The organism is Salinicola halophilus, from assembly GCF_003206155.1.
In the GTDB taxonomy this organism is placed as follows: Bacteria; Pseudomonadota; Gammaproteobacteria; order Pseudomonadales; family Halomonadaceae; genus Salinicola; species Salinicola halophilus.
On record NZ_PZJV01000006.1, the window covers coordinates 445,164 to 469,363 of the forward strand.

The following is a 24,200-nucleotide window of genomic DNA, read 5'->3' on the forward strand; positions in this document are numbered from 1 at the left end:
AGGGGGTCCTCGCAAACCTTCCATACCGGTCGGCCATGCCTCCTATGGCACGACTGGCCGCTTATCTCTGCCCCCTCCTTGGCTACCGACTACCGTTGCGCTCCTGGTACGCGGGTTCTTCTTCATGTCACTGGCGAGCCGCCCCTCGAAAGAATGACTCCGCCTGGCGTGTTGACGACGTTCAGCGTCTGACGGTTGCTGTCCATTTTGAACGGGCGTACATTATTTTTGGACACCTCGGGAAATTGGACGCGCTATGTATCAAGACGAGTGGATGATCATGGAGGTCGCGGTCGAAGCGGTGCGTGGTGAGACCGACCTGGACATTCGCAACACTAGCGTGGACGACCCGGAGGGGACGTTCAGAGTGAAAATCGATGAGCACTGTTTCGAGGCGACTGTGAAAAAGTGGTCACCGTTTCTCACAGGAAAGATTCTTAGGCAGATGAGTAAGTCTTCCGACTATCTGCTGGTCACCGATTACGTGACGAATGGAACTGGCAAGAAGCTACGGGCCCAGGGTGTTCAATACATCGATGCGGCCGGCAATGCTTACATCGATCGATCCGGCTTGAAAGTTCACATTCGTGGCAATCCTCGCCCGGCGCTATTGCTAGAAAATAGCGATCAGAAGCCGGCCTCAGGAGCTTTCCAGCGTAAGGGCCTGGTGGTGGTCTATAACCTGCTCATGAAGCCAGGTTTAACGGGCGAATCCTTGAGAACGATCGCGGCTAAGTGCGATGTAGCACACGGCACCGTCAACAACGTGATGCATTCGTTGAAGAACGGGGGGTTCGTATCAATCAACCGCGACAAGCGTCGAGTACTGACGCACGAGCGACGGCTAATGGATCGGTGGGTGGCCGCTTATGGTGAAACCTTGGCGCCAAAGCTTACGATTGGAGAATTCTGGTGCGAGAGTAATGAGTGGTGGGGTGACTCAGAGGTAGTTGATTACCAAGGCGCGTGGGGGGGAGAGATCGCGGGCAAGTTTTACAGCCACTATCTGCAACCGGAGGTCGCAACACTTTATCTTCCAAGGGCCCGCTATGGCGAAGTCATGCGACGTTATCGATTACGTAAAGCCCCTCCCGGCCATCAGCCCAACGTGCGCCTACTGGAAAAGTTCTGGAGCGATGAAGAAAGAGAACGCGGGTACGTATCGCCACTTCTTGCATACGCCGACCTGATTAATACCGCCGACCCACGCAACGCCGAGACAGCAAGGATGATCGATGAGCGCTACCTCGCTGACGATTTCGACGCCGATTGAGGACAGCGTTCTCGATACGGTGGGAGACATGAACGAAATTGCGGCCTCGCTTGCCATCGATTACGTCTTGATCGGTGCCAAAGCGCGCGACATCGTGCTGACGCACCATTTCGGGGCCAAGCCCCAGCGGGCGACCGCGGACATCGACTTCGCGGTGTACGTGGCAGGGTGGGAAGAGTTCCATCAAACGCACGAAGCCCTGATCGCGAAAGGCTATGAACCAGAGCGACAGCAGCATCGCCTGCATTCGCCGGGAGGCGATACCGTGGACATCGTGCCGTTCGGTGGCCTGGCGACTGAAGATGACGCCATTCAATGGCCCCCGGATGGCCAAATCGTCATGTCCGTCATGGGCTTCGATGAAGCCTGCCGGACCGCTTACCTGGTGAGGTATGAATCGCGGCCGGATATCGAATTCAAAGTGGCCAACTTGGAAAGCCAGATTCTCCTCAAGCTTATAGCCTGGAGCGAGAGGGCGCCGAACAAACGAACCAAGGACGCTTCCGATATCAGCTTCATCCTAGGGTCCTATCATCTGCAGGATCAGGACGGCGATACCTTCTGGAGCCCGGAGTGGTCAGGAGCGATGGAAGACAACGAGTGGAATCACACCTTGGTAGCCATGCAACTGCTGGGGCAAAGGGCCGCTTCGTTGGCCTCGGCTGTGACTCACCGCTACGTTAGTTGCCTACTTAACGATCAACTCGATAAACGCGATCTAGAGCGCCTGGAGAGAGATGAGTCAAGGGAGTTCGAACTCGGCTGACGAGCACCACCGATGGCTTGAACTCTTCAAAAAAGGCTTCTCCGCACGAGAAGAAACAGAGTGAGAATGACCGTAGCGGTGAGAGGCTAAGTCTGGAACCCTTCCTGCGCGCAAATCCTACCTTATTGGGCGTTCTTTGAAGCCTAGCCCCATCGGAGTGGCTATAGCATCGATCATCCAAACCGAGCCGCGTTCCACGTGTGGCGGTAGATCGAGCCCACCCCGGAAGCACCCAGGTGAGAGCATCTCGTACTGCCCGCGCCGCACCCACGCCTTCACCATCAGCTCGCCTTCAACCAGCGCCACGACGATATGCCCGGGCGCGGCAATCCGGGCGCTCGGAACGACTCTGACTCGTCTGCGCGCCGGGTGACTCGACCGCGAAACCGGCCATCTCGGCGCTTGCCTGACGGCGAGACTCTGCGTGGCTAGACGACGCGTGAATCCCGCCGAGCGCGGCGTGCGTATCGACGGATGATCCGGTCGGTAGAGCGAGGTAGACGCGCGGGCAAAACCGCAGAATTTAACTAAAGTTAAGAATTGCGAGAGCTGGCGCCGGTCGTGCGCGCAGCGCTTTGAAGTCGAATTCGGACCCTAGGAATGACGCCCGCAGGGGTTAAGGAGTGTTGTAATGATCCATCACGTTTGGGGGTTGATGGCGCACCCGAAGCGCGAATGGCAGAAGATCCGCGGAGAGGATGAGAACGTCATTCAGCTCTTCGGCTCCCACGTGGCGATTCTCGCGGCCATTCCCGTGCTCTGCTCGCTGATCGGCACCACGTTCGTGGGCTGGCACTTTGGCGAGTCGGTCGAGGGGCAGGACATGCGTGTGCAGCTGAGCGCCGGCATGGCGCTGGTACTGGCTGCGCTCTTCTACGCGCTGATTCTCGGCGCGGTCTATCTCATGGGATTTGTCATCCACTGGCTGGCCGCTCGATTCGAGTCCCGGCCCAGCCTGCAGCGCTGCACCGTGTTCGCGGGGCACATGGCAACGCCGCTATTTCTCAGCGGCATCGTCACGCTGTATCCGCTGGTGTGGCTCTGCGTGCTTGCCCTGGGTATTGGCCTTGCCTACACGGCCTATCTAGTGATCATCGGGCTGCCCCATTTTCTGGGCATCGATCGGCAGGCGGGTTTGCGCGCGGCGGGTGCCTGGTTGGCAGTCGGGGTGCTGGTGCTCGAGGCGCTGCTGGCGATCACGATCTTCATCGGCGGCTACGGCGCGAATCTGGTCGCCGGCTAGCGTCACGCGTCGGTCGACGTCATCGTTCCCTGAGGCGGTGGTCGAAAGAAACCCAGCGTCGAATGATCCAGCGCGACCCGCTTACCCGTTCTTGCCCCGGTTCCCTATCGGTTCTGGCTCCGCTTCCATACCGATTCTTGCCCCGCTTCGCCGGGGCTTTTCTTTGCTTCATCTTTCCCTGTGCGCGCCCTGCGCCCTGCGCCCTGCGCCCTGCGCTCGAGCGATCCGGCGGAACCGCCGCGCGCGTGCCACGGCAACGGTTGATGTCAACATTTTAACTTAGGTCATTTTCGTGGAGGGTAGGGGCATCGCGGCGACGTTCGCCACCAGGGAACGGGAGTGAATCGGAAAACGCCTCGCCGCCGTAGAAGGGAACCTGGGCCATCCGAGCGGTGGCTTTCGACAACACAACAATCAGGGGACGGTACATGGTCTGGCATACAGCGATCGTCGTAATGTCGCTCTCATCGCTCTTGTTCGTGTTTCGTGCGGTGGCTTATCACCTGGAGAAGGAGCGGGGCGTGCTGCCCAGCCTGTGCCTGGGCGTCGCCTACGGCGGCGCATTCGGGGCCGTCGGCACGCTGAGCCTGGGCCTGCTCTACCTGATCTTCGGGTGAATGCCTCTCAGACGTCTTTCTTTCATCGGCCCGTCGAGGGCAGGCGGCAGCAGGGCATCGTCCGGCGTCAGGCGTGTGCTGATGGGCAGTGAGCGGGTGCTTGTGAACAGCGAGCGGGTGCAGATGAAAAGCGAGCGGGTGCGCTGAGGCCGGCCGGTAGTCCGCCCGGCGTCAGGCGATCGACTCGGTTGACCGATGTTTTGCCCCGGCCTCATGGCCGGGGTTTTTCATGCGTGCCCCTGGTGAGCGCGGCGTGGCCGAAAACCGCATCGCGGGTGATGCGTTTATCTCCCATGATGCTTAATTAATTTTAGCTTTCGCCGATGTTACGTCCAAATCCACCGAAATGGTCCGTAACATGCTCTCAAAATTCAAGATTGGCACTCGCCTCGGCGTCGCCTTCGCCATCGTCTCCCTGCTGCTGCTGGGCACGCTCGCCGCGGGTGTCATCGGGCTCAATGCGATTCAACACACGGCGCACGTGGCGCTCGAGGAAGATGTCGCCCTGGGGTTCAACGCGGCAGCGGTTCAGCGCCAAGGGCTCGAGCTGCGCCGCTACGAGAAAGACACCTTCATCAATATCGGCGACAGGGAGGCCGTCGCGTCGTATCGCGATCGCTGGCAGAACGCCTACGAATCACTGACCGAGACGCTGGCCGCGGGCGAAGTCATCTCTCGTACGGATGCCATCGATGCGCTCTACGAAGAAGCGGGCAAGGCGCTTGAGGGCTACGAGGCGGGCTATGCGGCGGTCTATCAGCGCATCGCCAACGGCCAGCTCACGGCGACGGCGACAGCCAACGAGGCGTTCGGCGAATACAAGCCGGCCATCTATCGGCTCGAGAATGCGGCGCAGCGCATCGACGAGGCCGTCTCGGCGAGGGTGAGTGAGTCCATACTCACCGTGGACCGGGAGTATCAAAGCTCGCTCGTGGCGCTGCTCGTGTCGGCCGCCGCCGCGCTGGCGCTGGCAGTGGTGCTCGCCGTGCTCATCACCCGAAGCATCGCCCGCCCGTTGGAAGAGGCGGTGCGCGTCGCGCAGCGCGTGGCGGAAGGGGACCTGACGTCGCGAATCGAGCCGAAGGGGCGCGACGAGGTTGCCAAGCTGCTGACCACCTTGAAGACCATGCAGGACAAGCTGAGCGAGCTGGTCAGCTCGCTACGCGCCAGTAGCGCCAGCGTCTATGCGGGTGCCAACGAGATCGCGGAGGGCAGTCAGGATCTCTCTTCGCGTACCGAGGAGCAGGCCGCGGCGCTGCAAGAGACGGCAGCCAGCATGGAGGAGATCACCTCGACGGTGCGCCAGAACGCCGACTCTTCCGACGAGGCGCGGCGGCTGTCGACCGAGGCGGCGCAGAAGGCGACCAACGGCAATCAGGACGTCGAGAGAACGATCGAGCTGATGCGGACGATCTCCGAGAGTTCGAAGGAGATCAACGAGCTGGTCGGCGTCATCGATTCCATCGCCTTCCAGACGAACATCCTGGCGTTGAACGCCTCGGTCGAAGCCGCCCGGGCCGGCGAGTCGGGACGCGGTTTCGCCGTCGTGGCGACGGAAGTGCGATCGCTGGCGAGCCGCAGCGCGGAAGCCGCGAAAAGGGTGAGGGAGACGGTGTCTCGCACGGCGGAGCACATCACGAGCGGCGCGACGCAGGCAGAGCGCAATGGCCACACGATGAAAGAGATCGTCGAGTCGGTGGGTACGGTGGCGACACTGATGAGCGAGATCGCGGCCGCGACGCGAGAGCAGCACAGCGCCATCGGCCAGGTGAACACGGCGGTCACGGAGATGGACAGCGTGACCCAGCAGAACGCGTCTCTCGTGCAGCAGACGAGCTCGGCCTCGGCATCGCTCGAGAGTCAGGCCAAGCATCTTTCGGAGCTGGTCTCGACGTTCCAAGTGGCCTCCGAGTACGACGCTCGGGCGCAAGCGCCCAGGACGGCCGCGAAGCCGGCGGTGCGCGAGCTTGCACCGACCCGCCAACCCGTCGTCGCGTCCGAGGAGGAGTGGACGACGTTCTGATCCCAGCCCAAGCGATTTCGATATCCCATTCGCCCCGCTCTTGCGGGGCATTTTTTTGCCGCCATTTGCCGCGCCGTCAGCTCGCCCTTCCGGGGCGAGGTACTTCGGCAAGCCCGGCCGTTCGTCGGTTCTCTGGGTATTCATCGGCTCTCTGGGCGAAAACGAGTCGCGGCGATGCGTGCGGCGATGGGTGTGCTTCGCCCTGCGAGCCGATAAACGTCCCGAAGCGTGCTACCGCAGCGCCGCTGGGTAATCCAGCGCGAGCAGGGAACCGGACTCGGGCGCTGCCGACAGCTGCCTTGGCGTCAGCCCGAAGCGTGCCGTGGTGACGACCAGCGTCTTGCCGTCACCGAGAAACGCACAGTGGGTCGGCCGCGGGACGGGCAGGCGAATCAGGCGCTCGAGCGCCCCATCGGAGGCGATTCGGGCGATTGCCGCGCCGTCGAACAGCGGGCTGAGCAGATGACCGTGTGCATCTCGCGTCAGGCCGTCGGGCTTGCCCAGCTCCGGGTCGATGCGACAGAAGACCCGGCGATGGCTGATGCTGCCGGATCGCGTATCGACGTCGTAGGCGTGGATCTCGCCCCGGTGCGAGTCGGTGAAGTAGAAAATCCGTCCATCCGCGCTCCACGCCAGGCCGTTGGGCAGGTCGAAGCCGTCATCGGCCAGGTGCCAGGTGCCGTCCGGGTCGAAACGATAGAGCCGGCCGGTGCCTTTCTCTCCCTGCGTGTTCATCAGGCCGGTCCAGAGCCGCCCCTGGCGGTCGTACCGCCCGTCGTTGAAACGAAAGGCCGGGCTCGCGTGCGGGACGCGGGCGAGGGTCTCGATCTCGCCGTCGGCGCGACGGCGAGCCAGCTCACCCCCCTGCTAAGAGTGATCTGACCCGAAGGGCTCTCGGCCAGCAGGCCGATGGGCGCCGGGGTGGCAATGCTGTCACTGCGCCCGCTCGCAGGGTCGTAGCGGTGTAGGTGCCGGCCTAGAATGTCGATCCACATTAGCTGGCCGAGACGCGCGGACCAGACCGGGCTCTCGCCGATGAGGGCATCCGTGTGGACGGCGACGGTAACCGCCGGCGAGACGACGTTCATGACCGCGCCTCGCTCGTTTGGCGTGCCTCTCGCGTCGCCAGCGCGATGTCCCCCCAGCGCTCGGCGACCGCTTCCAGACGGCCTGCGCGCACGGCGTTGAGATCCCGCGGGTAGTCGACGCCGCTGGCCTCGACGGCGCGCGTGGCGTGGAACTGGCCGTTCGCCGCCCGTAGAATCCAGCCGCCTTCCCGGCAGCGAGACGAGGCGAGAAAGGCGACCCCCGGCGCGACGTCGGCGGGCCTCAGCTCCGTCGGTTCGCCGTCGATGCCCCACATGCGCGTCTTCGCCACCGGCGACACCGCGTTGACGACGATGCCGTGCGCCGCGCCCTCGGCGGCGAGCACGTTGACGACGCCGACGGCGGCCATCTTGGCGGCGGCGTAGGCAGCGAGCCCCTGATGGACGTACTGCGGGAAAAGTGCCCGGCACGACGTCGTCAGGACGACGCGCCCGTAGCCGGCCTCGCGCATGCTCGGCCAGGCGGCCTGGGCGATCCATAGCGGGGCCTTCGCCATCACCGCCATGGCGTGGTCGAACGCGTCATCCTGAATCTGCTCGATTCGCGCGTAGGCCACCCAGCCTGCGTTGTGGATGAAGGCGTCCAGACGGCCGTGCACGCCCAGGCACGCCTCCACCAGCGCGTGGCACTGCTCGCGGGTCTCGATGGGCGCGTGAAAAGCCCGGGCGTCGATGCCCTCCTCATGGAGCTGGCGGGCCGCGGCGGCGGCGATGGCGGGGTCGGTGCCGTCGCCGTCGGCACCGGCGCCCACGTCGTGCAGCAGCACGGTCGCGCCGAGCCGACCGACCTCCCGGGCGTAGGCGAAACCCAGGCCGCGCCCGGCCCCCGTGATGAGAACGGTCTGTCCCTCGAAATGTAGCTGATCGGTCATGGCATCCTCCTTTGAGTTGGGAGAATGAAAGACGCACAGTGATAGCTCCAATATCGTTTGAAAGCAGGTTTGATATGGCGGAAGTATCAAGCACGGTTGCCCAGGGGCGGGGCATGATCGATCTGCGCAAGATGGAGCAGTTCGTGGCGGTCGCGGAGGCGCTGCATTTTCATCGCGCAGCGGCGCGGCTGGGCATGTCGCAGCCGCCGCTGACCGTAGCGATGCGCAGGCTCGAGGCGGATCTCGGCGTCCCGCTGCTGGAACGGGGCGATAAGCGCCTGCTCGGCCTGACGGCGGCCGGCGAGGCCTTTCTGGGGGAGGCCCGAGAGACGCTGCGCCAGGCAGATGTCGCCATTCAGGCGGCGCGCGATACGGCCGCGGGCCGTCTGGGGCGCGTGCGGCTGGGCTACGTCGGCAGCGCGCTCTACGGCCGGCTGCCGGAAACGATTCGCGCCTTTCGCGCCGCCAAGCCGAACGTCGATCTCGAGCTTCGCGAGGCGACCACTGCGGCGCAGCTGGCGGATCTGGAAGAGGGCGCGCTGGATGTCGGCGTCGTCATTCCGCCGGTCGCCGACGCCGCGGGGCTAACGCTTTCCGACTTCGACGACGATCGACTCTGTATCGCGCTGGCGAAAGATCACCCGCTGGCGGAAGCCGGCGAGCTGGCCGTTGCCGACCTCGCCGACGAGCCGTTCATTCTCTGGCCGATGGTCGAGGGGCGCGGGTTTCATCTGCAGGTCGTGCGGCTCTGCGCCAACGCAGGCTTCGTTCCCCGAGTCGTGCAGGAGGCGCACGGCATGCACGCCGTGCTCTCCCTGGTCGCCGTGGGCGCCGGGGTGGCGATCGTGCCCGCAAGCATGCAGACCTTCAGGCAGGATCGTATCGTCTACCGGCCCATCGCCGAGCCGGCGGCGGCGTTTCCGCTCTGCCTGGCGACGTTGGCGTCATCATCCCGCGCGTCTTCTCCCGCCGCCGCGGCGTTCGTGGAGCTGGCGGCAGGCGCCAGTCGAGGCGGCCTGTAGTCGGACCGGCCGGTTATCGTCATTCGCGATGGCGGAAGAGCTTCCAGAAAGGAACGATCAGCAAGCACGACAGGGCCGCGAAGATGCCGAGGGCAAACTGGATGGAGAAAGACTCGGCCAGCCCGCCCGCGAGCAGAGAGCCAAGCGGCATGGCGCCCCACTGAAGCAGTCGCGCCGCCGAGCTGTAACGACCCAACAGCGGGGAAGGGACCAGCTGCTGGCTGATGGTGCGAGAGTTGACGGCCCACAGCGTACCGCCCAGACCGCCGAGAAAGGCGCCCAAGGCAATCAGCCAGAGCTGGGAGCTGATCGACGGGACACCGACGAGCAGAATGGTGCCGACGATGTCGAGCAGCATCACTGGCTTGCGGCCCAACAGACGATTCAACGGTCTGGCCAGCATGGCGCCCATGATGCCGCCAACGCCGAGCGCGCTGACCATGAAACCGTAGGTGCTCGCATCGATCGCCATGACTTGACTGGCGTAGAGGGGCATCAGGGCAAACCAGGCGGCCCAGCTCGCCGACATGATCGGCAGCGTCAGGGCCATCAGGCGTAGCACCTGGTTTTGCCACAAGTAAGTGATGCCTTCGGCGATTTGCTGATGGGCCGATGTCTGACTCGCTGGCCGACGGGGATTGAGACTCGCGATACCGGCTAGCAGGCAGAGAACCAGGCCAGCACCGGCGTAGCTGCCCAGCCCCACCGTCAGCGCGTAGATCGTGCCGATAGCGATCAGGGCGCCCCCGATCAGCGGCCCCACGAACTCGTTGCAGACCGTTTCGGCGCCCGTCATCCAGGCATTGGTCTGCTCTCGGTCTCCTTCGTCCACCGCATCCGGTACCAGCGCCGAGGCCGAAAGCTGTGCGAGAACGTCTGTCATGCCAAGCGACAGGCCGCCGACCAACAGCACTCCCAGCCCTAGCTGGCCATAGAGTGTGGCGAGCGTCAGGCCGGTGAGAATGCCAAGCCGGACGATGCTGGCGGCCCATAGAAGGCGCCGGCGATCCGCCCGGTCGACCAACACGCCCACATGCAGCGCCGCCAATAGCCAGGGCAGCGTCATCGACATGGCGACCAACGACACGAGCATGGGAGACTGTGTGAGGGTCGTGGCGATGACGGGGAGCGCGACTTTCAAAACGCCGTCGCCGATATTCGTTATCGCAGTAAAAAGCGTGAGTACGTAAGTATTGCGTGAACTGTCACTCTGACTCGAAGCAGGCCCTTTCATTGTTGTCTTATAATCCGCTTTTTTGAAAGTAATTGGTGTTATATCGACTTCCACGCTCATGGCGTTGTTAGTTTTTAAAGCGATCAATACGTGATCCAAGTCGAAGTGCACCACACCCAATAGCTGTCGGTCGGGTTGTAACTGGCTCGGTAGGCGCCCTGGGGCGTTGAAGTCCGGATGGCCTAGGGAGGAGAAGGAAGTTTTACAATGATCTTGTGCGGACTTTTTGGCTTTTTTAAACGAGAAGACGAGTTTAGAGGTGAAAGCGCTTTTGTGGGGATTGGTTATAAAGATTCACCGTGATTCAAGACGAATTTCGCCCCTGCTCAACGATAATCGGCTTTAACGCTTTTTCAATAGGCGGCATTAAAAAATACGCCAAATCGTGAGTGGAATTTCGAGAGATGGCGCGTTACCGCAAGGTTTTGTCATGAGGCCATCGAATGGCCGAATGTCTCTACTGGTATCGCTCGATCGCTGAGACGCTTCGGCGCAGTCCGGTCAGCCGGCCCGCGGCAGAGCGAATGCCGGGCAGAGACCGGACCACACCGGAAGCGAGCGGCATTCGCTGGCAGGCAATACCGCCCGACGCGTGGGATGGATCGGAAGGAAGGAGGGTCGCGGACGGACTACTCGATATTCTGAATCTGCTCGCGCATCTGCTCGATCAGCACCTTGAGCTCGACGGCGCAGCGGGTGGTATCGGCGACGATGGCCTTGGAGGAGAGGGTGTTGGCCTCGCGGTTGAGCTCCTGCATCAGGAAGTCGAGGCGCCGTCCGACGGGGCCCTTTTGCCCGAGCTGGCGTTCGACCTCGGTGACGTGAGTCTCGAGGCGGTCGAGCTCTTCGGCAACGTCGGCCTTGTGTGCCAGTAGCACCATTTCGGCCTCCAGGCGCTGTGGGTCGAGCTCGGTGCGGGCGGTTTCGAGACGCTCGAGCAGCTGGGCGCGCTGGCGCTCGAGGATCGTCGGCAGGTGCTGGCGGACGATGGCGATCTGTTCGCGGATGCCGTCGAGCCGCTCGCGGATTAGCGCGGCGAGTCGTTCGCCCTCCCGGCCGCGGCCGTTCTCCAGATCGCTGAGTGCGGCGTCGAAGAGCTCGCGGGCGGTGGCTTTGACGCGTTCGATGTTCAGCCGCTCGGTGGCCATCACGCCGGGATGGGCGAGCAGTTCGAGGGCGTTGGGCATGGCGGCGTCGGGGAGCTTGTCACGCACCCGGCCGAGCGCCTGGGAGAGCGCTTCGAGCCGGGCGTCGTTGATCTCGGGGGCAGCGCCGGCCTCGGCGGGCTCGAAGCGCAGGGTGCACTCGATCTTGCCGCGGGAGAAACGCTGACGCAGCGCTTCGCGATAGACGGGTTCGAGATCGCGCAGGGCGTCGGGCAGGCGAAAGTGCGGTTCCAGATAGCGCTGGTTCACCGAGCGCAGCTCGAGCGCAAGGCTGCCCCAGTCGGCATCCTGCGTCTGGCGGGAGAAGGCGGTCATGCTGTAGGGCACGGGAGTTCCTCGAGGTCGGCGATCCGATGGCGCGAGTGTAGCGCATCGATGAGCGGGGCGATGGCGAGGGCGAGCCGTGAATTCGGCCGCGAGATCGGTAGAATGGCGGCTCGTTATCAACCGTCATCTGTTGCGAGAGGCTCACATGCGCCCGAGTGGACGAAATCCCGACCAGCCCCGCGAGGTCACGCTGACCCGCGGTTTTACCCGCCATGCCGAGGGCTCGGTGCTGGTGACTTTCGGCGACACCCAGGTGCTGTGTAATGCCAGCGTCGAGGCTGGCGTGCCGCGCTGGCTGCGGGGCAAGAATCAGGGCTGGATCACGGCGGAGTACGGCATGCTGCCGCGCGCGACGCATACCCGTGGCGGGCGCGAAGCGACGCGCGGCAAGCAGAGCGGGCGGACGCTGGAGATTCAGCGCTTGATCGGACGCAGCCTGCGGGCGGCGGTGGATCTCAAGAAGCTCGGCGAGTACACCATCACCGTCGACTGCGACGTGATCCAGGCCGACGGCGGCACCCGCACGGCGTCGATCACCGGGGCCTGCGTGGCGCTGATCGAAGCCCTGCAGACCATGCAGCGCAAGAAGATGATCAAGTCCGATCCCTTCCGGCAGCTGGTCAGCTCGGTGTCGGTGGGCGTCTACAAGGGAACGCCGGTGCTGGATCTGGACTACCCGGAAGACAGCGCCGCCGACACCGACATGAACGTGGTGATGACCGAGGACGGCAAGCTGATCGAGATTCAGGGCACGGCGGAAGCCGAGGCGTTCTCGCGCGCCGAGCTCAACGTGATGCTGGATCTGGCGGAGACGGGCTGCAACGCGCTGTTCGACAAGCAGCGTGAGGCGCTGGGCGTGCGCCGCTGAGCCTAGCGTTTGCGCAAGAGTGGGCGATTCGAGCGCCCCAACGCAAAACGCCCCGCTGAGCGGGGCGTTTTGCTGTGCGGCAGTCGCGCGATCGAACCGGGCGGGCGCGCTCAGAGCTCGAGGTCGTACTCGACGATCAACGGGGCGAACTCGCTGAAGGTGGCGTCGGTGTCGATCCAGGCATTCTTCACGTTACGGCGGAAGTTGGGGCCGACCACCTGATAGTCGAGACGCCAGCCTTCCTGACGAGCCCGCGGCACTTCCTGATCGAGCTTCGGCCACCAGGTGTACTGGCCGGCGTCGCGGTCGATCTCGCGGAAGGTGTCGATGAAGCCGATGGGGCCGAAGACCTGATCCATCCAGGCGCGCTCGTCGGGCTTGAAGCCGGGCGTTGCCTGATTGTCGGTCCAGTTGGCCAGATCCAGCGTCTTGTGCGCGATGTGCCAGGTGCCGCAGATGATGTACTCGCGACGCTTGCGCGCCATCTTGTTCAAGTACTCCAGATACTGGGTCATGAACGTCTGCTTGGCGTCGGGGTCGTCGCCATCGGGCATCAGGAAGGTGGCGATGCTGAAGCGGTCGTAATCGGCCTGGAGAAAGCGACCCTCGTGATCGCACTGCTCGAAACCGAGCCCGTACATGATCGCCTTGGGGATCTTGCGACAGTAGAGGCCGACACCGGAGAAATCGTCCTGCTCGGCATCCAGAAAGTAACCTTCGTAGCCTTCCGGGTAGAGAATGCTGTCGTCTAGCTCGAAGCTCTTGGCCTTCAGGTTCTGCACGCAGACGACGTCAGCATCCTGTTCGGCCAGCCAGTCGAGAAAGCCCCGCTCGACGGCGTCGCGTATCCCGTTGACGTTGATGCTGGCGATTTTCATACCGTGTTCCTTCTTTGTCGCGCGTGTATGATACCCGAGCTTTGACGATTTAGGTAAAAGAGAACGCCCCTAGATGGGGGCGTCGATGTGTCCAGACAATGGCCGGCGCTAGAAATGCCGGAGGCCGAGAGAGGAGTCGAGTGAGCGTGGAAGTCCAGCCCTATCAGCAGGAATTCATCGAATTCGCCATTGCCGAAGGCGCCCTGCGTTTCGGCGAATTCACGCTCAAATCCGGCCGGGTCAGTCCCTACTTCTTCAACGCCGGGCTCTTTCGTTCCGGCCGTGCTCTCGCTCGATTGGGCCGCTTCTACGCCCGCGCCATTGTCGCCAGCGGGATCGAGGCCGATGTTCTGTTCGGTCCAGCTTACAAGGGTATTTCTCTTGCCGCGAGCACGGCCATTGCGCTGGCCGACCACCACGATCGCGACATTCCCTTCGCGTTCAATCGCAAGGAAGCCAAGGCCCACGGCGAGGGCGGCAACATCGTCGGCGCCGAGCTTGCAGGCGATGTGCTGATCATCGACGACGTCATTACCGCCGGTACCGCCATCAACGAGGTGATGCAGATCATCGCCGGCGCCGGTGCCCGCGCCGCCGGAGTGGTGATCGCGCTCGACCGCCAGGAGCGCGCCCCCAAGGGCGACGGCCTCGAGCCGCATAGCGCGATTCAGGCCGTCGAGGCGCGCCATGCGATGCCGGTGGTCAGCATCGTCAACCTCGATCAGATGCTCGCCTATCTCGAAGCGCGCCCCGCCGGTAACGACGGGATGGGTGACGTTGCCCGTCACGCCGACGCCATCCGGGCGTATCGGGACCGCTACGGCGTGCGAGCCGAGGGCTGAACGACGGGGCGTTACAAATCATTTAGAAACGCTGTTTGATAATCGCATGAATTATGTCATCCTCGACGCCGAAGTCCAATGCGCAACGGCGCGATTTTCTGGAGACAGTTCATGATCAAGCGTTGGGGTTTTGCCCTCGCCACTGCCAGCTTCCTTTTCGCCAGTCAGCAGGCGATGGCGCTCAGCGTGTCCGCCAATGGCGGTGACGACTCTTTCGGTGCCGAAGCGAGCCAGACGATTTTCCCCGGTTTTCGCGCCGGCATCGGCTATCTCGATACCAACGACGGCGGCCACAATGCCAAGGCGTACTCCGGTTCGCTGATGTTCTCGCCGTGGCTGCCGGGCATCGACCTCGCCGTGGGCGGCCGCTATCAGTACCAGGACACGCACTACGGTAACGGCGGCGGTCTCGGTCTCGGCGGTTCGGCCTTCGTCGACACGCCCATTCCGCTCACCTCGATCGGTGGCTACGGCTTCTACACGCCGGAAGGCCTGAGCAACGGCGATCTCGACAAGAGCTACGAGTACGGCGCTCAGGCCCGCGTGAGCCTGCTGTCGCAGACCTACGTCTACGGCGGCTATCGCTACATGCGTTCCGACTTCGAGGGCGAAGGCAGCCACACGCTCGATAGCGGTCCGGTACTGGGCGTCAGCGTCGGTTTCTAAACCGCGCCGGACCCCGCTAGACCGCTCGGACGCGACATCGTGGCGCCCGAGAACACCGAGATCGGCGTCACTCTTCTACGCAGCCAGCTTCAGGGTTGTGTAGAGAGTGGCGCCGATTTCGTATGATGCGAAGAACCTCCCCCACGCGAGAGCAATCACCATGCTCGACGTCGTTCTATTCGAACCCGAGATCCCGCCCAATACCGGCAATATCATCCGGCTCTGCGCCAATACCGGTTTTCGCCTGCACATCATCGAGCCGATGGCGTTCGAGCTCGACGACAAGCGCCTGCGGCGTGCCGGGCTCGACTACCACGAGTGGGCGCGGGTCCAGGTTCACGCCAACTGGGCCGCCTTTCTGGAGACCGTTGGCCCCGAGCGCGTCTTCGCCGTCTCCACCCGCGGCCGCCACGGCTACAGCCACGTGCACTACCGCGAAGGCGACGCCCTCGTCTTCGGTCCCGAAACCCGTGGGCTGCCGCAATCGATGCTCGAGGCGCTGCCGCCCGGTCAGCGCCTGCGCATCCCGATGCTTGCCGACAGCCGCAGCCTCAACCTGTCGAACGCCTGCGCGCTGATCGTCTACGAGGCATGGCGCCAGCTCGACTTCGCCGGGGCGGTGGATGTCTGACTACGACTCTGAGGGGCGCGTCGTCGGCCGAGAGAGCCAGTAGGGCGAGGGTATGACGCCGGCGAGCGCTTCCCGCAGCAGCGGCTCATAGCCCAGCAGTTCTTCGCGGGTGGTCTCGTTGGCGAGGGTCGCAACGCTGACCGCCGCCACCGGCCCCGAGTGATCCAGGATGGCGATGCTGATGGCGACCACGCCGGGCACGTTCTCTTCCATGTCCAGCCCGTAGCCGGCGTCTCGCGCTTCGCAGACTCGTGCCCAGACGCCCTCGAGCGAGTCCGGCGCGTTCGCGCAGGGCTGGCGATATCCTTCCCCGAACTTCGCCTCGAATTCCGAGAACTCGCGATACCGATGCGCCAGCATGATCCGCCCCATGGCGGTATTGGTGGCCGGTATCCGCATCCCCACGCTGGTGCCGGCCTGGATCGGTTTGCGCGATTCGATGCGCTCCAGATAGAGGATCTCCTGGTCATCCAGAATCGAGACGTGGCAGACCTCGTTGAGGGCGACCGACAGCTGTCGCACCGCGGGGCGCAGCACGCCGATGATGTCCAGGTTGTCGATATAGCTCTGATAGAGCGTATGGATCGAGCTGCCCAGCCCGTAGAACCCGGTATCGCTTCGCTGCGTGATGAAGCCGCGGAACTTCAGGGCCGACAGCGTCACGTGCAGGCTGCTCTTGTTGATGTCGAGCGTGGCCGACAGCTCGTTGAGCGAGAGCCCGGCCGGCCCCGCGTTGGCCAGCGTCAGCAGGGCGCGGAGCGCCTTGTCGACGCTGGGCATGGCCGAGCCCTGTGACGAGCCTTTCGGTTCGTTGGGTGCTTTCACGTCACTCTCCTTTCCTTTCCGGTTGGCCGACCGTGCTGACGACGGCACGGCCTCCGACCGGTGCTCCTGGGTCACGATCTCACTTCGCGTCTCGATGACCGCCTTAGCCCTTCGTCTATTTGCCTAACGGAGCATTGATCGAAAAATGCCCAGGCTCAAGACTGTATTTGTCATTAGAGAATATAGTTTGTCATTAACAAACGAAAGGCGCGGAGGGGTTCGATGAGAAGGATCGATCGGGAGGCGATGAAGAGAGTCGACGGCGGGTCGAGGAAGCTCGCCCTGGCCGGATGGCTTGCCGCGGCGTCGTTCGCCGCCTTGCCGCTGACGGCGAACGCGGCGGACTACACGCTGAAGTTCGGGCATCTCGCCAACGAGAACCACATCTACAACCAGGCCGCGCTCGCCTTCGAAGAAGAGGTGGAGTCGCGCTCCGACGGGCAGATAGACGTCCAGATATTCCCCAGCGAGCAGCTGGGCAGCGAAAGCGAGATGGTCAGCAGTATCCAGCTGGGTACCGCGGACATGACGATCACCGGTGAGCCGCTGCAGAACTGGGGGGCGCCCAAGGCAGCGCTGCTCGGCGTGCCCTACGCCATCGACAGCTCGGAGAGACTCGAGCAGATCGCCACCGGCGAGATCGGCCAGGAAATCGAAGCGCAGATCGAAAGCGAGGTGGGACTCGTACCGCTGACCTGGTTCGAGCGCGGCCCGCGAGAGCTCACCTCCAACCGCCCGATCAGAACGCCCGACGATCTCAACGGCATCATCCTGCGGCTTCCGGACGTGCCGCTGCATATCAAGGTGTGGCAGGCGCTGGGTGCCAAGCCGACCCCGATGGCCTTCGGCGAGATGTTCTCCGCGCTGCAGCAGGGCACGATCGAAGGGCAGGAGAACCCGCTGAGTCTGATCGAGAGCGCGAGCCTCTACGAGGTTCAGGACTACGTCAACGTGACCGACCACGTGCGCAGTTGGATCTACGTGGTGATCGGCAAGCGCAAGCTCGAGAGCATGCCCGACGACCTTCAGGCGGTCGTGCGCGAGGCCGCCGACAACATGCACGAGACCTATCAGGAGCTCTTCGTCGAGGACGAGGAACGGCTCCGGGACAGCCTGCAGGAGCGCGGCATGGAGTTCGTCGAAGTCGACCAGCAAGCGTTCAGCGAGCGTGCCCGCGAGGCGGTCGAGGCGAACCTGAGCGGCGACACGCTGACGCTCTACCACAAGATGCTCGAGCAGGAATGACGCACGGCGCCCGCCAACCACGGAGGTAGAAAAGCCATGGAGACCTCAGCAAGCAGCCGGTGGGTCGCCGGGGCGCGAAAGGCCCTGGCGCTGATCGACGGGGCATTGAAAGCGGTCAGTATCGCCTGCTTCGTCGCCATCGCGGCGGCCGTCTTTCTGCAGGTCTTCTCCCGTTTTCTGCTGCCGAGTACGCCGGCGTGGACGGAAGAGGTCTCCCGCTACTGCTTCATCTATCTGGTGGCCTCGGCCATCGGTCTCGCCTGGCGAGACGGCGACATCATCTCGCTCGATCTCTACCAGCACCGGCTGGGGCCGCGAGGACAGGCGATCCATCGCTTGATCATGTCGGCCCTCACCGGCGTCGCGTCGCTCGCCACGCTGGTGACCGTGCCGGCGCTCATGCAGATCGGCAGCTTCCAGCGCTCGCCGGCGCTCGGCATGCCGATGAAGTACGTCTACTTCGCGCTGTTCGTGCTGCTCGGCAGTCTCGCGTTCCATGCGCTCAGGCAGGCGTTTCGCGAAGGTCTGCTGCTACTCGACTCGGAGAACCACTGATGGAAACGCTCGGTCTGTTCGCCATCTTCTTCGGGCTGCTGGTGCTCGGGGCGCCCATCATCGTCTGCCTGGGCCTCTCTTCGGCCTTCTATATCTTCATGGCGGGCGTGCCGATGGCGGTCGTACCCCAGAAGGTATTTTCCGGGATGGATTCGTTCGTGCTGCTGACGCTGCCGGGGTTCATTCTCGCCGGCGGGCTGATGAACGGGGGCGACATCACCCGACGCATCATCGACTTCAGCAACTCGCTGTTCGGCAACATTCGCGGCGGACTGGGGTTTGCCAACGTCGGCGGTTCGCTCATTTTCGGCGGCATCTCGGGCACGGCGGTCGCCGACACGGCCAGCATCGGCTCGGTGATGATTCCGGGCATGGCGCGCAACGGCTACGACAAGCCGTTCGCCGCTGCGGTCACGGCCGCTTCTTCCACCATCGGGCCGATCATTCCGCCCAGCCTGCCGATGATCATCGCCGGCTCGCTGACGGGCATCTCCATCGGTCGGATGTTCCTCGCCGGTGCCATTCCCGGGCTGCTGCTGGCCGCCGGGATGATGCTCACCTGCTATCTGATCGCGCTCAAGAAGGGCTATCCGCGTCACGGCTGGGTCGGCTTTCCCAAGCTGTTTCACGACTTCAAGAGCGCGCTCTGGGCGATTCTTTTGACCTTCATCATTCTGTTCGGGATCACCGGCGGCGTCTTCACGCCGACCGAGGCGTCGATGGTGGCGGTGCTCTACGCGCTGGTGGTGGGGTTGTTCGTCTACAAGGGGCTCACGCCTAAGAGCATCGTCGAACTCATCTTCGATGCCGCCAAGCTTTCGGCGTCGCTGATGCTGCTGATCGGGGTCTCCAACCTGTTCGGCTGGGTGCTGACCAGCGAGCGGATTCCGCAGGCGATCGCGAGCTACATCCTGTCGATCACCGAGAACAAGTTCCTGATTCTGCTGATCCTGAACGTGCTGCTGCTGATCGTGGGGACGTTCATGGAGACCATCGCCGCGCTGGTGATCCTCTTCCCGACGCTGCTCGCCATTGCGGTGGGGGTCGATGTCGATCCGGTGCATTTCGGCATCATCGCCGTGCTCAACCTGATGATCGGGCTGACCACGCCGCCGATGGGGATCTGCCTGTTCGTCGCCTCCAGCATCAGCAAGGTGCCGGTCATGGAGGTGGTGCGGGCGATCATCCCGTTCCTCATCTGCAATCTCTGCGTCCTGCTGCTGGTGACCTACCTGCCGTTCCTGTCGCTTTGGCTGCCCAACCTGATCATGGGCGAATGAGCGAGCGAAGACGCGGGACCTGAAAGCCCTCGTCACGACAACAATCGTTCTGAAGACCCTCACCGACAATCACATGGAGTACTCGATGGAACACACCTGGCGCTGGTTCGGCCCGAATGACCCGATCTCTCTCGACGACGTGCGTCAGACGGGGGCCACGGGGATCGTGAGCGCGCTGCACGAGATGCCCATCGGCGAGGTATGGCCGGTGGCGGCGATCGAAGAGCGCAAGGCGATGATCGAATCCCACGGCCTGACCTGGTCGGTCGTGGAGAGCATTTCGGTGCACGAGGACATCAAGCTCAACGAGGGCGACGCGGCCAAGTACATCGACAACTTCGCCCAGACGATTCGCAACCTCGCCGCCTGCGGTATCGATACCGTCTGCTACAACTTCATGCCGGTGCTCAACTGGACGCGCACGGAGCTCGAATACGAGCGGCCCAGCGGCAGCAAGGCGCTGCTGTTCGACTTCGTCGACTACTGCGCCTTCGATCTGTTCATCGTCGAGCGTCCCGACGCCGCCGCCGACTACACCGACGAGCAGCGCGAACGGGCGGAAAAGCGCTACCGGACGATGAGCGACGCGCAGGTCGAGCACCTGGTCCACAACCTGGTCGCCGGCATGCCCGCCAACGAGGGCAGCTACTCGCTCGAGGAGTTCAAGCGCCACATCCAGCGTTACGCCGGAATGAGCCGCGAGACCTTCCGCCAGCACTTTCTGCACCTGCTGGAGCGAATCGTGCCCGTGGCCGAAGCGTGTGGCGTGCGCCTGGCGATCCATCCCGACGACCCGCCGTTCTCGCTCTGCGGGCTGCCGCGGATCGTCTCCACCGAAGAGGATGCGGCGTGGATACTCGCCGCGGTGGAGAGCCCCGCCAACGGGCTCACCTTCTGCACCGGCAGCTACGGTTCGCGGCTCGACAACGATCTGCCACGGATGATCGAGCGCTTCGCCGACCGGATCTACTTCACCCACCTGCGGGCGACCAAGACGCTGGAAGACGGCATCAGCTTCTTCGAGGACGACCATCTGGCCGGCAACATCGACATGGTGGGTGTCGTCGATCAGCTGCTCACCATCGAGAGCCGCCGACGCCAGGCGGGCGACCATCGCGCGCTGCCGATGCGCCCCGATCACGGCCAGAAAGTGCTCGACGACAACCACAAGGCGTCGACGCCGGGCTACCCCGCCATCGGCCGACTCAAGGGGCTGGCGGAGCTTCGCGGGGTGGAGCAGGCCCTGCGTTACGCCAAGCGCTACTGATCCCCGCGCTGCCTAGGCGCGACCCCTGATGCGAATGTCGAACGCCGCCCCTCNNGAGGGGCGGCGTTCGTTCGAGTGGCGGGGAAGGCGTGAGCCAACCGACGCGGTACGGGCACCGCGCGGGCGCGTTGTCGCGGTCGGCGCTAGAGCGAGCGCGTCATGAAGACGCTGTACGGGTCTTCGACGTAGTCACCGAACGGGCCGCAGGTCTCGAAGCCGAAGGCGGCGTAGAGCTGGCGTGCCGGGGCGAAGTGCGCCACTGAGCCGGTCTCCAGGCTCAGGCGCTCGAATCCGGCTGCACGGGCTTCGTCGATCAGGTGGGTGAGTAGCGCCCGGGCTACGCCGCGGCGCAGGTGGCGCGAGTCGGTTCGCATCGACTTGATCTCGGCATGACGCGCATCCAGGCGCTTGAACGCCCCGCAGCCGAGCAGGTCGTCGTCTTCCCACACGGTATAGAAGTAGACATCCGGCTGGCGAAGCGCCTCGAGGTCCAGCGCGTGGCGGCTCTCCGGCGGCGAGTGTGGGGCGAAGTCGTCCAGGTGCGCCTGCAGTAGCGCAGCGATGTCGGGGCCGCGAAGATCGTCTCGAATGATGTGCATGTTACGTAATCTCGTCGTCTTAGTGAGGGGTTGAAGAATTGAGGGATTGAAGGCCCTGAGCGTGTCCCGCCATGGACATGGCCGACGTCAGGCATCTGGCGGCGATTCTGGCGTCAACTGCGTCTCGACCCAGGCGAACAGCCGCGTATAGCTCGCCTTCTCGGCGGCGCTCAAAAAGCCCTGCTGGGCGATCAGCGCCGGCATCTGGGTGGTGACGACGTCGAGCTGGGCCGATAGCGCGTTCGCCCTGGCGGCATCGAGGGCGCCTTGGGCACGCGCCGACGCGATCTCGTCGGTCAGTGCGTCGATCCGGGCGAACATCGCCTCCCGGTCCGAGTGATCGACGCGATAGTGATCGCCGTCGAGATGGACCTCCAACCCCGTCCCTTGGACGAGATGGATGATGGCGGTGGTCGGTACGAAACGCCCCTTGGTCGGCGATGCCTGCTGCCCCGCGAGCGCTGCCTGCGTCACCTCGACGAAGCAGCCGCTGCGGTGTGCGAACTGCTGCAGTGCCTGATCGAGACGCTGCGTCGGGAGATCGTAATCGACGGCATTGGGCTGACACGTCGCCCAGGCCGGCGACGTGGCCAGCCAAAGGCTTACGAGTGTGCCGAGCGCCCAGCGCTGGCGGCGTGAGATGAGATGTCGCATGAAAAGCTCCCTGTGTTCGCGCCCGCGAACGCGCAAAAGAAGTCGTCGCGCCAGGACCGAGTGGCCTGATCTTCGCCAACCACAACCTGTATCATAGCGCGGGCTCACCGTGCCTCTCTTCAGGTTCCCCATGTCCGATATTCGCCAACGTGTCGCCAAGCTCAACCCGCGCCAGCAGGAGGCGGTGCGCTACATCGACGGCTCCTGTCTGGTGCTGGCGGGCGCCGGCTCCGGCAAGACCAGCGTGATCACCACCAAGATCGCCTATCTGGTGCAGGAGTGCGGGATGAGCGCGCGCAAGATCGCCGCCGTCACCTTCACCAACAAGGCGGCGCGCGAAATGAAGGAGCGCGTGGGACAGATGCTTCAGGGGCGCGAGGGTCACGGTCTGACGGTGTCGACCTTCCACAACCTGGGGCTCAACATCATCCGCCGCGAGCTGAAGGCGCTCGGCTTTCGCCCCGGGTTCTCGCTCTTCGACCCGGAAGACGCCAAGGCGCTGCTGCGGGATCTGATGCAGAAGGAAGCCGATACCGACGCCGAGCAGATCAATGCGGTGCAGAGCCAGATCTCCCAGTGGAAGAACGACCTGGTGCTGCCGGGGCCGGCGCTCTCCCACGCCGAAAACGAGGATCAGCAGTACGCCGCGCGTATCTATGAGGCGTACAACCGCCATCTCAAGGCGTACAACGCGGTCGATTTCGACGATCTGATCATGCTGCCGGTGGTGCTGTTGAAGACCGATCCGGACGCTTTGGCCCGCTGGCGAAAGCGCATCCACTACATGCTGGTGGACGAGTATCAGGACACCAACGTCAGCCAGTACGAGCTGGTGAAGATGCTGATGGCCGAGCGCGCCACCTTTACCGTGGTCGGCGACGATGACCAGTCGATCTATGCCTGGCGCGGGGCGCGACCGGAGAACCTGGTCACCCTCGGCGAAGACTTCCCGCGGCTGAACGTGATCAAGCTCGAGCAGAACTACCGCTCCACCGGCACCATTCTGCGCGCCGCCAACACGCTGATCGCGAACAATCCCCACGTCTACGAGAAGACGCTCTGGTCGGACATGGGCCAGGGCGATCCGATCCGCGTGATCGTCAATCGTCACGAGGAGGCCGAGGCGGAGCGCGTCGCCGGCGAGATTCTCACCCGTCGGATCAAGGAACGTGCCGAGTGGCGGGACTTCGCCGTGCTCTACCGCGGCAACTTCCAGGCGCGGCTGCTGGAGCTCAAGCTTCAGCATCATCAGATTCCCTACAAGCTTTCCGGCGGCACCTCGTTCTTCTCGCGCAACGAGATCAAGGACGCGATGGCCTATCTGCGTCTGCTGATCAACCCGGACGACGACAACGCCTTCCTGCGAATCGTCAATGTGCCGCGGCGAGAGATCGGGCCGGGCACGCTGGAAAAACTGGCGAACTACGCCAGCGAGCGACGCTCCGGTAACAGCCAGGGCTCGATGTTCGCCGCCTGCGGTGAGATGGGGCTGGAGCAGGTGCTGCCGAGCCGCGCCGTCGAGCGTCTCGGACGATTCGCCCACTTCATCGACGGCGTACGCAAGCGCATGGATCAGGGCGACGCCATCAGCGCGATCCGCGAGATGCTGCGCGACATGGACTACGAAGCCTGGCTCTATCAGAACGCCAGCGCCCCGACCATCGCCGAGCGGCGCATGGCCAACGTCTGGACGCTGATCGACCAGCTCGAGAAGTCGATGCACCGCGACGACGAAGACGGTGAGGCGAGCGAGGAGACCGACGACGTGCAGGCGGCGATTTCGCGGCTGGTGCTGCGGGACATTCTCGAGCAGCAGGCCGAGGAGGACGACTCCGACCGCGTGCAGCTGCTCACCATGCACGCCTCCAAGGGCCTCGAGTTTCCCCACGTCTACCTCATGGGGCTGGAGGAGGAGCTGCTGCCGCACCGCAACGCCATCGAATCCGGCACCATCGAGGAGGAGCGACGCCTGGCCTACGTCGGCATCACCCGCGCCCGGCGCACGCTGACCCTGACGCTCGCGCGCCAGCGCAAGACCTACGGCGAGCTGCTCGACTGCACCCCGAGCCGCTTTCTCGACGAACTCCCGCCGGACGACCTCGAGTGGGAAGGCCGTGCCGACAAGGAGAACCCGGAGAAGAAACAGGAGCGCGGCCAGAGCGCGATTGCCGGGTTGCGCTCGCTGCTGGGGTAGCGATTCCACTTGGCGCCGGCGGCCACAGTCGCGGGTAGGCACTTCAA

General features: G+C 63.9%; 24 protein-coding genes. 15 read left to right on the forward strand and 9 right to left on the reverse strand.

What is annotated here, in order from left to right; genetic code table 11:
* Positions 1–256: 256 nt before the first annotated feature.
* The 5 genes from DOM33_RS13850 to DOM33_RS13865 all read left to right on the forward strand — a co-directional run bounded on the left by DOM33_RS13850 (position 257) and on the right by DOM33_RS13865 (position 5,922).
* Positions 257–1,273: a type IV toxin-antitoxin system AbiEi family antitoxin gene (locus DOM33_RS13850; protein WP_110669937.1), complete on the forward strand. Its 1,017-nt coding sequence runs from the start codon at positions 257–259 to the stop codon at positions 1,271–1,273.
* Positions 1,236–2,039: a nucleotidyl transferase AbiEii/AbiGii toxin family protein gene (locus DOM33_RS13855; RefSeq protein ID WP_110669939.1), complete on the forward strand. Its 804-nt coding sequence runs from the start codon at positions 1,236–1,238 to the stop codon at positions 2,037–2,039. The genes DOM33_RS13850 and DOM33_RS13855 overlap by 38 nt, the downstream gene beginning before the upstream one ends.
* Positions 2,040–2,670: 631 nt before the next feature.
* A complete protein-coding gene (locus DOM33_RS13860; RefSeq protein ID WP_110669941.1) occupies positions 2,671–3,282 on the forward strand; it encodes a Yip1 family protein in 612 nt (203 codons plus the stop codon).
* Positions 3,283–3,710: 428 nt separating this feature from the next.
* Complete coding sequence (locus tag DOM33_RS16210) at positions 3,711–3,899, forward strand: hypothetical protein (protein ID WP_162617981.1); 189 nt, start codon at positions 3,711–3,713, stop codon at positions 3,897–3,899.
* 358 nt (positions 3,900–4,257) lie between these two features.
* Positions 4,258–5,922, forward strand: a complete 1,665-nt coding sequence (locus tag DOM33_RS13865; protein WP_110669943.1) for a methyl-accepting chemotaxis protein — start codon at positions 4,258–4,260, stop codon at positions 5,920–5,922.
* Between the two features lie 231 nt (positions 5,923–6,153).
* On the opposite strand, the gene DOM33_RS16295 is transcribed toward DOM33_RS13865, so the two are convergent.
* From DOM33_RS16295 to DOM33_RS13875, 3 genes are read right to left on the reverse strand one after another with little or no spacing between them, the layout of a single operon-like run.
* Positions 6,154–6,750, reverse strand: coding sequence for an SMP-30/gluconolactonase/LRE family protein (locus DOM33_RS16295; protein ID WP_275425802.1), 597 nt, complete (start codon positions 6,748–6,750; stop codon positions 6,154–6,156).
* Positions 6,657–7,010, reverse strand: a complete 354-nt coding sequence (locus DOM33_RS16480; RefSeq protein ID WP_204352684.1) for an SMP-30/gluconolactonase/LRE family protein — start codon at positions 7,008–7,010, stop codon at positions 6,657–6,659. The genes DOM33_RS16295 and DOM33_RS16480 overlap by 94 nt, the downstream gene beginning before the upstream one ends.
* Positions 7,007–7,900, reverse strand: coding sequence for an SDR family NAD(P)-dependent oxidoreductase (locus tag DOM33_RS13875; protein WP_110669945.1), 894 nt, complete (start codon positions 7,898–7,900; stop codon positions 7,007–7,009). The genes DOM33_RS16480 and DOM33_RS13875 overlap by 4 nt, the downstream gene beginning before the upstream one ends.
* 74 nt (positions 7,901–7,974) lie before the next feature.
* Between DOM33_RS13875 and DOM33_RS13880 the strand changes: the two genes are divergently transcribed.
* Positions 7,975–8,922 (forward strand): LysR family transcriptional regulator, encoded by a 948-nt coding sequence (locus DOM33_RS13880; RefSeq protein ID WP_110669947.1) that lies wholly within the window; start codon positions 7,975–7,977, stop codon positions 8,920–8,922.
* Between the two features lie 19 nt (positions 8,923–8,941).
* On the opposite strand, the gene DOM33_RS13885 is transcribed toward DOM33_RS13880, so the two are convergent.
* Together DOM33_RS13885 and DOM33_RS13890 are read right to left on the reverse strand one after the other, a co-directional pair.
* Positions 8,942–10,255: an MFS transporter gene (locus DOM33_RS13885; protein ID WP_204352686.1), complete on the reverse strand. Its 1,314-nt coding sequence runs from the start codon at positions 10,253–10,255 to the stop codon at positions 8,942–8,944.
* 530 nt (positions 10,256–10,785) lie between these two features.
* Positions 10,786–11,649, reverse strand: coding sequence for a YicC/YloC family endoribonuclease (locus tag DOM33_RS13890; RefSeq protein ID WP_239495370.1), 864 nt, complete (start codon positions 11,647–11,649; stop codon positions 10,786–10,788).
* Positions 11,650–11,794: 145 nt separating this feature from the next.
* On the opposite strand from DOM33_RS13890, the gene rph reads away from it, so the two are divergent.
* The gene (gene rph / locus DOM33_RS13895) at positions 11,795–12,517 is read left to right on the forward strand and encodes a ribonuclease PH (RefSeq protein ID WP_204352687.1); all 723 of its coding nucleotides are present in this window, start codon (positions 11,795–11,797) and stop codon (positions 12,515–12,517) included.
* A gap of 110 nt (positions 12,518–12,627) precedes the next feature.
* On the opposite strand, the gene DOM33_RS13900 is transcribed toward rph, so the two are convergent.
* Positions 12,628–13,395, reverse strand: a complete 768-nt coding sequence (locus DOM33_RS13900) for an exodeoxyribonuclease III (RefSeq protein WP_110669953.1) — start codon at positions 13,393–13,395, stop codon at positions 12,628–12,630.
* 98 nt (positions 13,396–13,493) lie between these two features.
* On the opposite strand from DOM33_RS13900, the gene pyrE reads away from it, so the two are divergent.
* The 3 genes from pyrE (at position 13,494) to trmL (ending at position 15,534) form a co-directional block, all read left to right on the forward strand.
* Positions 13,494–14,237 (forward strand): orotate phosphoribosyltransferase, encoded by a 744-nt coding sequence (gene pyrE / locus DOM33_RS13905; RefSeq protein ID WP_420820193.1) that lies wholly within the window; start codon positions 13,494–13,496, stop codon positions 14,235–14,237.
* Positions 14,238–14,348: 111 nt separating this feature from the next.
* A complete protein-coding gene (locus DOM33_RS13910) occupies positions 14,349–14,903 on the forward strand; it encodes a YfaZ family outer membrane protein (RefSeq protein WP_110670323.1) in 555 nt (184 codons plus the stop codon).
* Positions 14,904–15,063: 160 nt separating this feature from the next.
* Positions 15,064–15,534: a tRNA (uridine(34)/cytosine(34)/5-carboxymethylaminomethyluridine(34)-2'-O)-methyltransferase TrmL gene (trmL, locus tag DOM33_RS13915; protein WP_110669956.1), complete on the forward strand. Its 471-nt coding sequence runs from the start codon at positions 15,064–15,066 to the stop codon at positions 15,532–15,534.
* Here the strand turns inward: trmL and DOM33_RS13920 are convergent, their stop codons facing one another.
* Positions 15,535–16,359, reverse strand: coding sequence for an IclR family transcriptional regulator (locus DOM33_RS13920; protein ID WP_110669959.1), 825 nt, complete (start codon positions 16,357–16,359; stop codon positions 15,535–15,537).
* A gap of 222 nt (positions 16,360–16,581) precedes the next feature.
* Here DOM33_RS13920 and DOM33_RS13925 point away from each other — a divergent pair, with 222 nt between their 5' ends.
* The 4 genes from DOM33_RS13925 (at position 16,582) to uxuA (ending at position 20,706) form a co-directional block, all read left to right on the forward strand.
* A complete protein-coding gene (locus DOM33_RS13925) occupies positions 16,582–17,604 on the forward strand; it encodes a TRAP transporter substrate-binding protein (protein ID WP_239495371.1) in 1,023 nt (340 codons plus the stop codon).
* 36 nt (positions 17,605–17,640) lie between these two features.
* Positions 17,641–18,159 (forward strand): TRAP transporter small permease, encoded by a 519-nt coding sequence (locus DOM33_RS13930; RefSeq protein ID WP_110669962.1) that lies wholly within the window; start codon positions 17,641–17,643, stop codon positions 18,157–18,159.
* Positions 18,159–19,439 (forward strand): TRAP transporter large permease, encoded by a 1,281-nt coding sequence (locus tag DOM33_RS13935; protein ID WP_110669963.1) that lies wholly within the window; start codon positions 18,159–18,161, stop codon positions 19,437–19,439. Before DOM33_RS13930 ends, DOM33_RS13935 begins: the two co-directional genes overlap by 1 nt.
* 85 nt (positions 19,440–19,524) lie before the next feature.
* Complete coding sequence (uxuA, locus tag DOM33_RS13940; protein WP_110669965.1) at positions 19,525–20,706, forward strand: mannonate dehydratase; 1,182 nt, start codon at positions 19,525–19,527, stop codon at positions 20,704–20,706.
* Positions 20,707–20,849: 143 nt separating this feature from the next.
* Here the strand turns inward: uxuA and DOM33_RS13945 are convergent, their stop codons facing one another.
* Entirely contained in the window at positions 20,850–21,305 is a 456-nt protein-coding gene (locus DOM33_RS13945) for a GNAT family N-acetyltransferase (RefSeq protein WP_110669967.1), read from the reverse strand.
* Between the two features lie 87 nt (positions 21,306–21,392).
* Positions 21,393–21,959 carry a hypothetical protein gene (locus DOM33_RS13950; protein WP_110669969.1) on the reverse strand — a complete coding sequence of 189 codons (567 nt, stop codon included), beginning with the start codon at positions 21,957–21,959 and terminating at the stop codon, positions 21,393–21,395.
* A 130-nt stretch (positions 21,960–22,089) separates the two neighbouring features.
* On the opposite strand from DOM33_RS13950, the gene rep reads away from it, so the two are divergent.
* A complete protein-coding gene (gene rep, locus DOM33_RS13955) occupies positions 22,090–24,153 on the forward strand; it encodes a DNA helicase Rep (RefSeq protein ID WP_110669971.1) in 2,064 nt (687 codons plus the stop codon).
* Positions 24,154–24,200 lie beyond the last annotated feature (47 nt).

Coding starts and splice junctions, on each gene's coding strand:
- DOM33_RS13850 (WP_110669937.1), top strand. CDS start 257: ATGTATCAAGACGAGTGGATGATCATGGAGGTCGCGGTCGAAGCGGTG.
- DOM33_RS13855 (WP_110669939.1), top strand. CDS start 1,236: ATGAGCGCTACCTCGCTGACGATTTCGACGCCGATTGAGGACAGCGTT.
- DOM33_RS13860 (WP_110669941.1), top strand. CDS start 2,671: ATGATCCATCACGTTTGGGGGTTGATGGCGCACCCGAAGCGCGAATGG.
- DOM33_RS16210 (WP_162617981.1), top strand. CDS start 3,711: ATGGTCTGGCATACAGCGATCGTCGTAATGTCGCTCTCATCGCTCTTG.
- DOM33_RS13865 (WP_110669943.1), top strand. CDS start 4,258: ATGCTCTCAAAATTCAAGATTGGCACTCGCCTCGGCGTCGCCTTCGCC.
- DOM33_RS16480 (WP_204352684.1), bottom strand. CDS start 7,010: ATGAACGTCGTCTCGCCGGCGGTTACCGTCGCCGTCCACACGGATGCC.
- DOM33_RS13875 (WP_110669945.1), bottom strand. CDS start 7,900: ATGACCGATCAGCTACATTTCGAGGGACAGACCGTTCTCATCACGGGG.
- DOM33_RS13880 (WP_110669947.1), top strand. CDS start 7,975: ATGGCGGAAGTATCAAGCACGGTTGCCCAGGGGCGGGGCATGATCGAT.
- rph (WP_204352687.1), top strand. CDS start 11,795: ATGCGCCCGAGTGGACGAAATCCCGACCAGCCCCGCGAGGTCACGCTG.
- DOM33_RS13900 (WP_110669953.1), bottom strand. CDS start 13,395: ATGAAAATCGCCAGCATCAACGTCAACGGGATACGCGACGCCGTCGAG.
- pyrE (WP_420820193.1), top strand. CDS start 13,494: ATGGCCGGCGCTAGAAATGCCGGAGGCCGAGAGAGGAGTCGAGTGAGC.
- DOM33_RS13910 (WP_110670323.1), top strand. CDS start 14,349: ATGATCAAGCGTTGGGGTTTTGCCCTCGCCACTGCCAGCTTCCTTTTC.
- trmL (WP_110669956.1), top strand. CDS start 15,064: ATGCTCGACGTCGTTCTATTCGAACCCGAGATCCCGCCCAATACCGGC.
- DOM33_RS13925 (WP_239495371.1), top strand. CDS start 16,582: ATGAGAAGGATCGATCGGGAGGCGATGAAGAGAGTCGACGGCGGGTCG.
- DOM33_RS13930 (WP_110669962.1), top strand. CDS start 17,641: ATGGAGACCTCAGCAAGCAGCCGGTGGGTCGCCGGGGCGCGAAAGGCC.
- DOM33_RS13935 (WP_110669963.1), top strand. CDS start 18,159: ATGGAAACGCTCGGTCTGTTCGCCATCTTCTTCGGGCTGCTGGTGCTC.
- uxuA (WP_110669965.1), top strand. CDS start 19,525: ATGGAACACACCTGGCGCTGGTTCGGCCCGAATGACCCGATCTCTCTC.
- DOM33_RS13945 (WP_110669967.1), bottom strand. CDS start 21,305: ATGCACATCATTCGAGACGATCTTCGCGGCCCCGACATCGCTGCGCTA.
- DOM33_RS13950 (WP_110669969.1), bottom strand. CDS start 21,959: ATGCGACATCTCATCTCACGCCGCCAGCGCTGGGCGCTCGGCACACTC.
- rep (WP_110669971.1), top strand. CDS start 22,090: ATGTCCGATATTCGCCAACGTGTCGCCAAGCTCAACCCGCGCCAGCAG.